The sequence below is a fragment of the Streptomyces sp. ISL-99 genome (assembly GCF_018614005.1).
Lineage (GTDB): Bacteria > Actinomycetota > Actinomycetes > Streptomycetales > Streptomycetaceae > Streptomyces > Streptomyces flavidovirens.
Genome location: NZ_JAGGPC010000011.1, coordinates 1 through 13112, shown reverse-complemented (window position 1 = coordinate 13112; position 13112 = coordinate 1). Strand labels below are relative to the sequence as shown.

The window sequence follows — 13112 nt, the reverse complement described above, 5'->3', positions numbered from 1 at the left end:
TCGGAGGGCACTGCCCGGCGAGACCTGTGTTCGAGATTTCGAATGCTGCTCGCAACTTCGAACGGACCGTAAGGTCGAACGCCATGCGCGTCTACGGTTGAGCCCAACTCGCCCGGAAAATGCGGCTTCTTGTCCGACAGGTCGAACCGCAGGCGGGTCAATCTCGCCGGCCCTGCGCAAACCGTTGACGTGTGATCCCGTACTTCCTAAGTTGCCGTTCGAAGCTCTGATCAGCGTCTGAAATATCGAACGGCGGCAGGGGGTGTGCGCGTTTCATTCAGCGTCCGCTCCGCAGAACCACATTGAGGGAGTCATGACCAGTTCAGCCCGCTTCACCCTGCACCCCGGCTTCGCCGTCGGCGAGGTCGACCCCCGGTTGTTCGGCTCCTTCGTGGAGCACCTCGGCCGCTGCGTGTACACCGGCATCTACGAGCCGGGCCACCCCACGGCCGACGAGGCGGGCCTGCGCACCGACGTACTCGGCCTGGTCCGTGAACTCGGCGTCACCGCCATCCGCTACCCCGGCGGCAACTTCGTCTCGGGCTACAAGTGGGAGGACTCCGTAGGGCCGGCCGAGGAGCGCCCCCGCCGCCTCGATCTGGCCTGGCGTTCCACCGAGAGCAACCGCTTCGGGCTCAGCGAGTACATCGCGTTCCTGAAGAAGATCGGCCCGCAGGCCGAGCCGATGATGGCCGTCAATCTGGGCACCAGGGGAGTGGCCGAGGCGCTGGAGCTTCAGGAGTACGCCAATCACCCCTCAAGCACGGCCCTCGCGGACCTGCGTGCCGCGCACGGCGACAAGGACCCCTTCGGGATCAGGCTCTGGTGCCTGGGCAACGAGATGGACGGGCCCTGGCAGACCGGCCACAAGACGGCCGAGGAGTACGGGCGAGTCGCAGCGGAGACCGCACGCGCGATGCGCCAGATCGACCCCTCCGTCGAGCTCGTCGCCTGCGGCTCGTCGGGGCAGTCGATGGACACCTTCGCCGCGTGGGAGGCGACGGTACTCGCCGAGACGTACGACCTCGTCGACTACGTCTCGCTGCACGCCTATTACGAGGAACTCGACGGCGACCGCGACTCCTTCCTCGCCTCGGCCGTCGACATGGAGTCGTTCATCGAGAACGTCGTCGCGACGTGCGACCACGTGGGGGCGCGCCTCAAGTCGAAGAAGCGGATCAACCTTTCCTTCGACGAGTGGAACGTCTGGTACCTCTCCAAGACCCAGCGCGAGGCCGAGGAGAACCCCCTCGACTGGCCCGAGGCGCCCCGCCTCCTGGAGGACAACTACTCCGTCACCGACGCCGTGGTGTTCGGCTCCATGCTCATCGCGCTGCTGCGCCACGCGGACCGGGTGACCGTCGCCTGCCTCGCCCAGCTCGTCAACGTCATCGCGCCGATCATGACGGAGCCGGGCGGCCCGGCCTGGAAGCAGACCACGTTCTTCCCCTTCGCGCAGGCGTCCCGGCACGGACGCGGGCAGGTCCTCGACGTACGGGTGGACTCACCGACGTACGAGACGAAGAAGTACGGCGAGGTGCCGCTGCTGCACGCGACGGCGGTACGCGCCGAGGACGGCACCGTCACCGTGTTCGCCGTGAACCGCAGCCAGGGCGAGCCGCTGCCGCTGGACATCGCACTGGAGGGGCTGGGGCTGAAGGCGCTCATCGAGCACAGCGCGCTGGCCGATGAAGACCCGGACGCCCGCAACACCCTGGACGAGCCGGAGCGGGTCTCCCCGCACGCGGTGACCGGCACACGCCTTGCCGACGGGACCCTGTGCGCCACCCTGGAGCCGATGTCCTGGAACGTGATCCGGCTCGGTTGAGGCCCTCGGCTGCTCCACGCGGCCGAGATGAGGTCCGCCCGGGTTGAGGGTCCCGGGCGGACCGACGGGGGAGGGGGGCGGGTCCGGTGTGTGCGCACCGGCCCGCCCTTCGGGCTCGAAGGGGCTCGTTCAAGCCTCAAGGCGCGGGGTCTGCGTGAACCGTTGACGCGCCAGCGTTTCGATTCTAGTTTCCGTTCGAAGTCGCGATCAGCGTCCGAAATCTCGAACCTCGGGGGTAGGAGAACCGAGTGAGCCGCACTCCCCTCCGCTTCCGACGCAGAGTCATGACCGCTCTGTCCGCAGCCGTCCTGCTCGCCCTCAAACCGGGCACCGCGTCCGCCTACCCCAACCCCGGGCTCGTCACCGGCGCCGTCGTCGTGCATGACCCCACCATGATCCGGACCTCGGCCGGATCTCGTACCACGGCGGCAAGTACCTCATGTACTACGCCGTCTCGATCTTCGGCTCCAACAAGTCCGCCATCGGCCTTGCCACTTCGAGCACCGGGCTGCCGGGCAGCTGGAGCGACTACGGCATCGTCTACACCTCGACCACGTCCAGCGACTACAACGCCATCGACCCGAACCTCTTCGTCGACGACGACGGCAAGTGGTGGCTGTCCTTCGGCTCCTGGTGGACCGGGCTCAAGATGATCCGCATCGAGCCGTCGACGGGCAAGCAGTACGCGGGCGACACCAAGCGCTACCCGCTCGCGTCGCGTCCGACCGGCACCAAGGCCGTCGAGGCGCCGTACATCGTCAAGCGGGGCGGCTACTACTACCTCTTCGCCTCGTACGACACCTGCTGCGCCGGCACCAGCTCCACGTACAAGGTCAAGGTGGGCCGCTCGACCAGCGTCACCGGGCCGTACTACGACAAGAACGGTGTGAGCATGCTGAACAACGGCGGCACGCCCGTCGTCGAGTCGCACGGCCGGTACATCGGCCCCGGCGGGCAGTCGATCACGAAGGACGCGGACGGTGACCTGATCGTCTACCACTACTACGACGGCCAGGACAACGGGACGCCGAAACTCGGCGTCAACCTTCTGAACTGGAGCACCGGATGGCCCGTCGCCTACTGACCCTGCTGGCCGCACTGGTCCTGGTGCTGACCCTGGGACAGTCCACGGCGAACGCCGCCTCGTTCACCAACCCGGTCAAGGCCGTCAAGGGCGCCGACCCCTGGATCTCGTACCACGACGGCAACTACTACCTGGTGACGACGAGCTGGTCGGACGTCATCACCATGCGCAAGTCGCCGACGCTCGCCGGGCTCTCGACCGCGCCCAGTGTCCAGGTGTGGAGCGGCCGGGCCGACAACGCGGCCCGCTGCTGCAACATCTGGGCATCAGAGCTCCACTACTCCGGCGGGAAGTAGTACCTGTACTACGTCGCCGGCCAGGACGTCACCCACTACAACCCGACCCAGCGCAGCCATGTCCTGGAGAGTACGGGCTCGGATCCCATGGGTCCGTACACGTACAAGAACCGCCTCAACAGCTCCTGGATGCTCGACCCGAGCGTGCTGAACCTGAACGGGAAGCTGTACATGCTGGGCAGCGCGAGCGGCGGCGGCACCCAGAACCTCGTCATCGCCCCGATGTCCAACCCCTATGCGGTCAGCGACTCCTACTCGACCATCTCGACACCGGTGCACGCCTGGGAGAAGTCGGGCGGCGCGGTCAACGAGGGGCCCGAAGTGCTGCAGCGCAACGGGAAGACCTTTCTGATCTACTCGGCGAGCGGCTGCTGGACGCCCGACTGCAAACTCGGGCAGCTGACCCTGACCGGCAGTGACCCGCTGTCGGCCGCCTCCTGGACGAAGAAGTCCACGCCCGTCTTCCAGCGCAATGACGCGGCAGGCGTCTACGGGCCCGGGCACAACGGGTTCTTCACCTCGCCCGACGGCACCGAGACGTGGAACGTCTACCACGCCAACGACTCCGCGTCCGACGGCTGCGACAACGGCCGTACGACCCGGGCGCAGAAGGTCGCCTGGAACGCCGACGGCACCCCGAATCTGGGGACGCCGGTCGCACCGGGCGCCGCGCTCGCCGGGCCGGCGGGGGAGACGGCGCCGACCCCGTCGGCGTACACGATCGTCAACCGGTCGTCGGGAAAATGCCTTGACGTGGCAGGTGGGTCCAGCTCCGACGGCGCCAATGTCGTGCAGTGGGCGTGCAGCGGCGGGGCGAACCAGAAGTGGCGCATCGAGGACCAGGGCGACGACACCAGCCGCCTGGTGAACGTGGCCTCCGGCAAGGTGCTGGACACCGCCGACTGCTCGAGCGCCGACGGGGCGGATCTGCGCCAGTGGTCCTGGCTGAACAACACCTGCCAGAAGTTCCGGCTCATCACCACCGCCACCGGCTGGGTGCGTATCACCAATCAGGCCACCGGCAAGGTCGCGGACGTCGCGGACTGCTCGCCGGCCGACGGCGCCGACGTACGCCAGTGGTCGTGGCTGAACAACACCTGCCAGCAGTGGCAGGTGAAGCCCGCCTGACAGGCGGACCTTCGAGGAAGGGAATCAGCACTCACCTGCGTCCCCGATGCCCAGGCATCGGGGACGCAGGCGTGCAGGACACCGGTTCGGCGCTCGGAGTCCGGCGCGGCACTAAGGGGACCGATCGCACGTTCTATATTTCAGATTGTCATGCTGGATGAAAGTATGCCTTTCCCTCACTCCGAGAGAAGCCGCACCGATGACCCGAAGTGCCCGCAGCCGTGGCCGAAGACGAGCTCGCAGCCGCAAGCGCATCCGCACTCCCCTGATGACCGTGGCCGCACTGGTGGTCGTGTCGGTCATGTACTTGCTCGGCAGGACGCTGACCGGCGGCCCGGACAGCCCGGCCGCGGCGAAGGGTGCCCCCGACGAGGACCCGGCAGCCACCGCGAAGAGCGACAGGCCGGGCGCCGCGGCAGCCTCACGCAAGCGTGAAGAGCCCTGGGACGGCAAGGTCAAGGTGCTGGGGGACGGTTCGACGTCGTACACCGGACCACAGCGGGACCAGCTGAAGCCGCAGAAGCTCAAACCGGGACAGAAGCCCCCACAGTTCGTGGTGTTCTCCTGGGACGGCGCGCTGGAGGGCGACGACCACCTCTTTTCCCACTTCCGTCAGGTGGCGAAGGAGAGCGACGCTCACATGACGTTCTTCCTGACCGGCATCTACTTGCTGCCCAAGTCGAAGAGCGACCTCTACCTCCCGCCGCAGCACGACCGGGGGTCCGCCGCGATCTCGTACCCCACCGACGAGCACATCAGGACCACGCTGACGCAGCTCGGCGGTGCCTGGAAGGACGGCCACGAGATCGGCTCGCACTTCAACGGTCACTTCTGCGGCTCCGGCGGCGGCGACGACTGGAGCGTCGAGGAGTGGAGGAGCGAGATCGACCAGACGTACGACTTCGTCAAGAAGTGGAAGACCAACACCGGCTTCAGCGACATGCCGCCGCTGCCCTTCGACCCCGACCGGGAATTCGTCGGCGGCCGCGCCCCCTGCCTGGAGGGCCAGAAGACGCTCATACCGGCGAGCAAGCAAGTCGGCTGGCGCTACGACGCCAGTTCGCCCGGCGGGTTCCAGACCTGGCCGAGCAAGAAGGACGGCGTCTGGGACTTCCCGCTGCAGTTGCTGCCGTACCCCGGCAAGGACATCCAGGTGCTCTCCATGGACTTCAACTTCCTCTACAACCAGTCCAAGGGCGAGACAGACGGCGATCCCGCCCAGTTCGACATCTGGAAGCAGACGACCAAGGGCGCCTACATGAACGGCTTCAACCGCGTCTACAACGGCAGCCGGGCACCGCTGTTCATCGGCAACCACTTCGAGCAGTGGAACGGTGGCATATACATGGACGCCGTGGAGGACCTGATGAGGGAGGTCTGCCCGCGCAAGGACGTCGAGTGCGTGTCCTTCAAGGAACTGGCCGACTGGATGGACGTCCAGGACCCGCAGGTGCTGGAGCAGCTGCGCTCACTGGACCCGGGGCAGGCGCCCGCCTGGAAGACGCTGGTCAAGTAGGGCCGGCCGCCCCCCCGGTACGAGGGGCCGGCCGTGGCGGTACGGACTCACGGGCCTGGCGCCGCCGCCTTCATGTAATCCCGCCAGATGTCGACGGGAAGAGGACTGCCGGGCTCCTCGCCGGAGGAGCCGGCCACACCGTCCAGCGGCAGCAGGTCCAGCTTGCGCAGGTCCATCCGGTACAGCACGACGGCCGTGGCCTCCTGCTCGGTGTACCCGATGAACCAGGCAGCCTTGTTGTCCTGCGTCGTTCCGGTCTTGCCCGCCGGCCGCAGGCCCGGTACCTGGGCCTTCTTGCCCGTGCCCTCCTCCACGACACCTCGCAGGGCGTCGGTCACCTGCCGCGACACCTCGGGGGTGAAGGCGCGCCGCGGGCGGACGTCGGGCAGCGGGATCTCGTCGGCGTTGCGGGTGACCCGGACCACCGAGTACGGCTCGGTGTGCTCGCCCTCCGCGGCGAAGGTCTGGTACGCCGTGGCCATGCGGATGGCACTGGGCGTGGAGTTGCCGAGCGAGAAGGCGGGCACCTGCGGGCCGAGGCTGGAGGGCAGCAGCCCGGCGTTCTGGGCATGGCGGCGCACCCGGTCCAGGCCGACGTCCATGCCGAGCTGGAGGAAGGGCGAGTTCACGGAGTTCGCCATCGCCTTGCGCAGGCTGATACTGCTGCCCCAGGACTTGCCGCCGTCGTTCTTGCCCTTCACGATCTTGCCGTTGCGGTCCCAGTACGGGCCCTCGGGGGTCATCACGGAGGCGTTGTGCCGGCCGTTGTACAGGCTGGAGGGCGTGACGGGTTGGCGCGGCCCGTCGCGGTCGCGCAGGACTCCGTCGCTGAGCGCGGCCGCGTAGACGAAGGGCGCGAAGGCGGACCCGGCCGGGACGGTGACGGCGTTGGATTCGTTGAACCCCTGCTTGAGGAAGCCGGGCCCGCCGTACAGGGCCAGGATCTTTCCGTCGGTGCCGACGGTCGCCGCGCCCGTCCTGACGAAGGTGTCGGCTTTCCGCTCCTTCGGGTCGAGTTTCTCGCGGGCCCCGCGCACCGCCTTGTCCAGGGCCTCCGTCTTCTTCTTGTCGAAGGTGGTGTAGATCTGGTAGCCACCGAGGTCGAATTCGGCGTCCGAGACCTTTGCGTTCCGGGTGATGTACGACTTGGCGAGTTCTACGAGATAGCCCTGCTGGCCACTCAGGTCGGTCCGTCCGCCGGTCATCCGGGTGGGTTCGGGGAAAGTGGTGAACTTCGCCCGCTCCGCCGGTGAGAGTTTGCCGATCACGACCATCCGGTCCAGCGTCCACTTCCAGCGTTCCACAGCCCTCGCGCGGTTTCCGCCGCCGAGCGCCGGGTCGTACAGCCCCGCGCCCTTCAGCAGGGACGCCAGGAACGCGCCCTCGCTCGCGTTCAGCTCGGAGACTTCCTTGCCGTAGTAAGCCTGTGACGCGCGCTGGATGCCGTAGGTGCCACGGCCGAACCAACTGGTGTTGAGGTATCCCTCGAGGATCTCGTCCTTATTGAATTTGCTGTCCACTTTGAGCGCGAGCATCATTTCGGTGAACTTGCGGGAGAACGTCTGCTCCTGGTTCAGATAGGCGTTCTTGACGTACTGCTGGGTGATGGTGGAGCCGCCCTGCGTCTCGCCGCCGCCGACCATGCGGGTGATCGCGCGCATGATGCCTGCGGGGTCGATGCCGGGGTCCTCGTAAAAGCTCGCGTTCTCCGCGGCGAGCACTGCCCAGCGGACATCGTCGGGGACCTTGTCGAGCGGCATCTCCTGCCGGCTGACCCAGCCGGTCCGTGACATCTTCGAACCGTCGGCCCAGTAGTAGATGTTGTCCTGCTGGGTGGCGAAGGAGTTCAGGTTCTCGGGTATGTCGGTACGCCAGTACGCGATCATCACACCGGCGGACAGGAGACCTGTGCCGACCAGCATCGCGCACAACAGCTGTCGCCAGCTCGGAATCCAGCGGGAATAACCCTCCCTGCCCGGGCGCGGGTAGTGCGGCCGTATACGCCGCAGCAGCGGGCGCAGCCGCTGGACCGGCACCCAGGACGGCAGCCGCCGGGACGTGAGTATCCGGGTGATCGGCGACCGGTTGAGAATCGAGGAGAGGTGCGGCCCGCGCGCGGGCCGCACCTCTCTCCGGGAACCGGAGGCCGCCCCCCGGCGTCCGCGCCCGGCCGGCTTGCCCCGCCTACCCACGAGACATCACCACGATCCGTATGACGTCATACTCAACTGCCGCAGCGGACATCGTTCCCCCAAGAAAGTACAAAGAGTCGGGCCCCCACGGTTCCTACACACTCCCGACGGATGCACCTTATTACGTTGTATGGCCGGGTCGGCGGTCGGCGTGGTGCGGCCTGGCTGTCAGCCTCTGGCCAGGCGCTGCAGGCCGGACAAGTTACCGTTGAACCTGCTGGCGTTGCCCGGCATGCCATTGTCGCTGTACTGCCAGAACGTGTGGTGCTGCCACCCGCCCGGGAGCTCCCCGGGGGTGGTGTGTGCCGGATGATGAAGAGCGGGTTCTTCTCCGTGAAGTCGGTGGAGTTGCCGGTGCACTCCTTCCACCACTGAGCAGTGGTGGCGATCACCGGATAGCGGCCGACCTTCTGCCGCACGCTGTCGCTGAAGTTGCTGATCCACTGCACCATGGCGGAGTTCGACCGGCCGTAGCAGTTCGGCCCGTCCGGGTTCCGGGCAAGGCGCACCATGGGCGGCAGGGTCTGCCCGTCCCCCGAAGCCCAGCACTCGGGCCCGTGATCCCGACCAGCGCAACTGCGGTCACAACTATGAGTGATCACGCAGCGACGGCAAGCGCCTGGTACGCGCGCCGGCCAGACCCTCGTTCCGGCCGCTCGGCGATGTCACCCCCGACGCCGTCCCACGACGCGGCGCGCGCGACCGCGGGGATGCCGTCGCGCGTGGCGAAACAGGTGACCAGAAACCGATCAGGAATGAAGAAGCGCGGTCACCGAGCCACAGCTAGCGTGGCCGCCATGGACATCACGATCCACCCGGTCGTCCTCCCGCACGACGCCCCGGACGCATCCCTGGCCTGCCACCGCGGCACCCTCGGCCTGGAGGTCCGTAAGGGCGCGCACCGCCTGGCCAGAACCCGGCGGCTCCACCGGCCGAAGCGGCGTGGACGCCCCGGTACTTGCGCCGAGCGCCACTCCGGCCGACACCGCTGATCGGGTGGACGGCGGGCCGTTGCCTCGACCGCGCCGACGAAGTAGAACCAGACGTGCTGCTCGAAGTTGTCGGATTGAATCAGGCGACACCGACGGAGACCCCGAAGGCGGCCCCGCCCCAAGAGATGGAGACACGATAAGCATGGCCCCGAGGAAGGACACGCAGTCGCCTGCGCTGCACGCTGCCGACAGCCACGACCTGATCCGCGTGCACGGTGCGCGGGAGAACAACCTCAAGGACGTCAGCATCGAGCTCCCGAAGCGCCGGCTGACGGTGTTCACCGGCGTCTCCGGCTCGGGCAAGAGTTCGCTGGTGTTCGACACGATCGCCGCGGAGTCGCAGCGGCTGATCAACGAGACCTACAGCGCGTTCGTGCAGGGCTTCATGCCGACGCTGGCGCGGCCCGAGGCCGACGTACTCGACGGGCTGACGACCGTGATCAGCGTCGACCAGCAGCGGATGGGCGCCGACCCCCGCTCCACGGTCGGCACCGCCACCGACGCCAACGCGATGCTGCGCATCCTCTTCAGCCGCCTCGGGAAGCCGCACATCGGCCCGCCCGGCGCGTACTCCTTCAACGTCGCCTCGGTGCAGGCGAGCGGCGGGCTCCGGGTCGACCGTGGGGCCGACAAGACCAAGACCGAGAAGGTGACCTTCAGCCGCACGGGCGGCATGTGCACGCGCTGCGAGGGCCGTGGCACGGTCTCCGACATCGATCTCACCCAGCTCTACGACGATTCCAAGTCGATCGCCGAGGGCGCGTTCACCATCCCCGGCTGGAAGTCCGACAACGTGTGGACCGTGGGGATCTATGCCCAGTCCGGCTTTCTCGATCCCAACAAGCCGATCCGCAGGTTCACCAAGAAGGAGATGCAGGACCTCCTCTACCGTGAGCCGACCAAAGTGAAGGTCAACGGCGTCAACCTCACCTACGAAGGACTGATCCCCAAGATCCAGAAGTCGTTCCTGTCCAAGGACAAGGAGGCGATGCAGCCGCACATCCGGGCGTTCGTGGAGCGGGCGGTCACCTTCACCACCTGCCCCGAGTGCGACGGCACCCGGCTCAGCGAAGCCGCCCGGTCTTCGAAGATCAACAAGATCAGCATCGCCGACGCCTGCGCGATGGAGATCAGGGACCTGGCCGAGTGGGTCCGTGACCTCGACGAGCCCTCGGTGGCGCCGCTGCTCACCGCGCTGCAGCAGACCCTCGACTCGTTCGTGGAGATCGGTCTCGGCTACCTCTCACTCAACCGGTCCTCGGGCACGCTGTCGGGCGGCGAGGCGCAGCGCGTCAAGATGATCCGCCACCTCGGCTCCTCGCTCACCGACGTCACGTACGTCTTCGACGAGCCCACCGTCGGCCTCCACCCGCACGACATCCAGCGGATGAACAACCTGCTGCTGCGGCTGCGCGACAAGGGCAACACGGTGCTCGTCGTGGAGCACAAGCCGGAGACGATCGCGATCGCCGACCACGTCGTGGACCTCGGCCCCGGCGCCGGTACGGCGGGCGGCACCGTCTGCTTCGAGGGCACCGTCGAGGGGCTGCGGGCCTGCGACACCATCACCGGCCGCCATCTCGACGACCGGGCCACCCTCAAGGACACGGTCCGCGAGCCCACCGGCACGCTGGAGATCCGCGGCGCGACGGCGAACAACCTGCGCGACGTCGACGTCGACATCCCGCTCGGGGTGCTCGTCGTCGTCACCGGCGTCGCCGGCTCCGGCAAGAGCTCGCTCGTGCACGGGTCGCTGCCACACCAGCCGGGGGCCGCCGGCGAGGGTGTCGTGTCGGTCGACCAGACCCCGATCCGCGGCTCGCGACGGAGCAACCCGGCGACGTACACCGCACTGCTCGACCCGATCCGCAAGGCGTTCGCGAAGGCCAACGGCGTGAAGCCGGCGCTGTTCAGCGCCAACTCCGAGGGCGCCTGCCCCAACTGCAACGGCGCCGGCGTCATCTACACCGACCTGGCGATGATGGCGGGCGTCGCCACCACCTGCGAGGAGTGCGAGGGGAAGCGGTTCGAGGCATCCGTCCTTGACCACCACCTCGGTGGCCGCGACATCAGCGAGGTGCTCGCGATGTCGGTGACCGAGGCCGCGGAGTTCTTCGGCGACGGCGAGGCGCGCACACCGGCCGCGCACCGCATCCTCGGCCGGCTCGCCGACGTCGGGCTCGGCTACCTCACCCTCGGCCAGCCGCTCACCACGCTGTCCGGCGGCGAGCGGCAGCGGCTCAAGCTGGCCACCCACATGGCCGAGAAGGGCGGCGTCTACGTCCTCGACGAGCCGACCACCGGCCTCCACCTCGCCGACGTCGAGCAGCTGCTCGGCCTGCTCGACCGGCTCGTCGACTCCGGCAAGTCGGTCATCGTGATCGAGCACCACCAGGCGGTCATGGCGCACGCCGACTGGATCATCGACCTCGGCCCCGGCGCCGGCCACGACGGCGGCCGGATCGTCTTCGAGGGCACACCCGCCGACCTCATCGCCGCCCGCTCCACCCTCACCGGCGAACACCTCGCGGCCTACGTCGGCACTTGACCGAGGCCCTGGCGGACACCGGCGGTGCGCATCGGCAAGTAACCGCGCCGTCGGCAGCGCGATCCGGCACGGACTTCCCATGGTCGCCGAAGCGGTCTGCGTGGCTTGACGAAGTGCGTCGCCAGGCACTCGAACCCCGGACCCGCTGATTAGAAGTCAGCTGCTCCAACCACCTGAGCCAGCGACTTCCCAGCCCGCTCCCTTCGCCAACGATCAACCCTGGAGCCTCCGTTCGGCGTCAGTCACACCACAGGGGCCATCGACCGGCCCCTCCGTGACCTGGAGGCTCCACCCATGAAGCAGACGGCACGTACCGCCTCACTCGCTCTGGCACTGGCCGTAGCCCTGGGAGCAGCCACGCTCACCCCGTCCGCGCACGCGGCGCCGTCAGAGCGCGGACACGAGGTGACCCGGACCGCACTGCGTGATCTGGTTGAGAAGGGCGGACTGCCCGGGGTGGCGGCCAAGGCCCAGGACGGGAAGGGGAGGTGGTTCGGCGCGGCGGGTTACGCGGACACGGCCACGGGCCGCAAGCGTTCGGCGGGCGACCACTTCCGCGGGGCCAGCATCACCAAGACGTTCATCGCGACCGTCCTGCTCCAACTGGAGGCGGAAGGGAGACTGAGCCTGGACGACACAGTCGAGGCATGGCTGCCCGGCTTGGTGCAGGGCAACGGGTACGACGGCAGCGAGATAACTGTGCGTCAACTCCTCAACCACACCAGCGGCATAGCCAACTACACCGACGATCCCGCATTCCTGCACAACGCCGCCGGCCCCGGCTTTCCGGAGCACCGGTACGACACCCATACGCCCGAGGAACTCGTGGCGATCGCGCTCAAGTACCCGCCGAAGCCGGATCCGGAGAAGGCGCCGTTGTACTCGAACACCAACTTTGTGATCGCCGGGATGGTCATCGAGAGGGCGACGGGCCATTCGTACGAGCAGGAGGCCACCCGCCGCATCATCCAGCCGTTGAAGCTGCGCGGGACGTCGTTCCCCGGCACGGCGCCACAGATGCCGAACCCGCACCCCATCGGTTACTCCCGTCTCCACCAGGATGCCCCCGACGCCAGGATCCATGACGCAACCGAGCAGAACATGACCTGGCTGGGCGCGGCCGGCGACATCATCTCCACCAGCGGCGACCTCAACCGCTTCCACCGTGCCCTGATGCGCGGCGAGTTGCTGGCCTCCGCGCAGATGAAGGAGATGCTCGACGAGGTGCCGGCGGGCGACGGGTTCGGCTACGGGCTCGGGGTCGAGTTCGCGAAGTTGTCCTGCGGCGTGAAGGTAGTGGGCAAGAGCGGCCGTACGAACGGCTCCCTGTCCGCGATGGTCGGCACGGAGGACGGGAAGCACCAGCTGACGTTCAGCATCAACGGTGACTGGCTGCGGGATGGGTCGCTCTACGTCAACGTGATCGAGGCGGAGTTCTGCGGCAAGATCCCGACCCGGACAGGCAAGGCGTCCTTGGGGGTGTACGTCCCATTGAGCGCGAGCCGTTAGTACTGCAGCCGCAGTTGTT

At 67.8% G+C, this 13112-nt stretch carries 7 protein-coding genes, 1 tRNA gene and 2 pseudogenes; 7 read left to right on the top strand and 3 right to left on the bottom strand.

The window, feature by feature from the left end; all coding sequences use genetic code 11:
• Positions 1-313: 313 nt before the first annotated feature.
• The 4 genes and pseudogenes from J7E91_RS06290 (at position 314) to J7E91_RS06275 (ending at position 5852) form a co-directional block, all read left to right on the top strand.
• Entirely contained in the window at positions 314-1828 is a 1515-nt protein-coding gene (locus J7E91_RS06290; RefSeq protein ID WP_214899823.1) for an alpha-N-arabinofuranosidase, read from the top strand.
• 284 nt (positions 1829-2112) lie between these two features.
• Positions 2113-2912: pseudogene (locus J7E91_RS06285) on the top strand (arabinan endo-1,5-alpha-L-arabinosidase).
• Positions 2894-4336, top strand: a pseudogene (locus J7E91_RS06280) (family 43 glycosylhydrolase). Before J7E91_RS06285 ends, J7E91_RS06280 begins: the two co-directional pseudogenes overlap by 19 nt.
• 268 nt (positions 4337-4604) lie before the next feature.
• Entirely contained in the window at positions 4605-5852 is a 1248-nt protein-coding gene (locus J7E91_RS06275) for a hypothetical protein (RefSeq protein WP_251015274.1), read from the top strand.
• A 47-nt stretch (positions 5853-5899) separates the two neighbouring features.
• Here J7E91_RS06275 and J7E91_RS06270 read toward each other — a convergent pair whose 3' ends face one another.
• Both J7E91_RS06270 and J7E91_RS37225 read right to left on the bottom strand, forming a co-directional pair.
• On the bottom strand, positions 5900-7978 hold the full coding sequence (locus J7E91_RS06270; protein ID WP_374224635.1) for a transglycosylase domain-containing protein: 2079 nt from the start codon (positions 7976-7978) through the stop codon (positions 5900-5902).
• Between the two features lie 98 nt (positions 7979-8076).
• Positions 8077-8556 (bottom strand): GH25 family lysozyme, encoded by a 480-nt coding sequence (locus J7E91_RS37225; protein WP_374224634.1) that lies wholly within the window; start codon positions 8554-8556, stop codon positions 8077-8079.
• Between the two features lie 285 nt (positions 8557-8841).
• Between J7E91_RS37225 and J7E91_RS37220 the strand changes: the two genes are divergently transcribed.
• On the top strand, positions 8842-9036 hold the full coding sequence (locus J7E91_RS37220) for a hypothetical protein (protein WP_374224633.1): 195 nt from the start codon (positions 8842-8844) through the stop codon (positions 9034-9036).
• Positions 9037-9178: 142 nt separating this feature from the next.
• A complete protein-coding gene (locus J7E91_RS06260; RefSeq protein ID WP_214899819.1) occupies positions 9179-11584 on the top strand; it encodes an excinuclease ABC subunit UvrA in 2406 nt (801 codons plus the stop codon).
• Positions 11585-11701: 117 nt separating this feature from the next.
• On the opposite strand, the gene J7E91_RS06255 is transcribed toward J7E91_RS06260, so the two are convergent.
• Positions 11702-11772, bottom strand: a tRNA-Arg gene (locus tag J7E91_RS06255).
• A 106-nt stretch (positions 11773-11878) separates the two neighbouring features.
• Here J7E91_RS06255 and J7E91_RS06250 point away from each other — a divergent pair.
• Positions 11879-13093, top strand: a complete 1215-nt coding sequence (locus J7E91_RS06250) for a serine hydrolase (RefSeq protein ID WP_214899818.1) — start codon at positions 11879-11881, stop codon at positions 13091-13093.
• Positions 13094-13112: the final 19 nt, after the last annotated feature.